The sequence below is a fragment of the Psychrobacter sp. TB55-MNA-CIBAN-0194 genome (assembly GCF_040309505.1).
Classification (GTDB): Bacteria; Pseudomonadota; Gammaproteobacteria; order Pseudomonadales; family Moraxellaceae; genus Psychrobacter; species Psychrobacter fozii.
Window position 1 is genome coordinate 1 of record NZ_JBEOOW010000113.1, and the last position, 301, is coordinate 301.

The following is a 301-nucleotide window of genomic DNA, read 5'->3' on the forward strand; positions in this document are numbered from 1 at the left end:
GGCATATCAATATAGCATCAAATACATAATTTGTTACAGGTAATACTCGTATGGCTATATTACATATAATATCGTCAAATTGCCAACAACTATCTGTATTTATTTTACTTAAGTTGCTCTTAGCTAAGAATAAGCTTGCCCGTACAATCATATTTATTTATACGTCTCAAATCTCTTCTATAAATCATAAACAAACGATTCTAAATCAGAATGTCACCGACGATAAACACGCTTATAAACTTTCAAGTCAAAATGGTTTTACGCTGGTAGAGCTGATTGTCACCGTTGCAATACTCGCGAT

General features: G+C 32.6%; 1 protein-coding gene. It reads left to right on the plus strand.

The genetic code is table 11. The features are described from left to right. Positions 1-50: 50 nt before the first annotated feature. Positions 51-301, plus strand: a 251-nt coding sequence (locus AAEY75_RS14480) for a type II secretion system protein (protein ID WP_352259954.1), incomplete at its 3' end; no start/stop codon positions are given.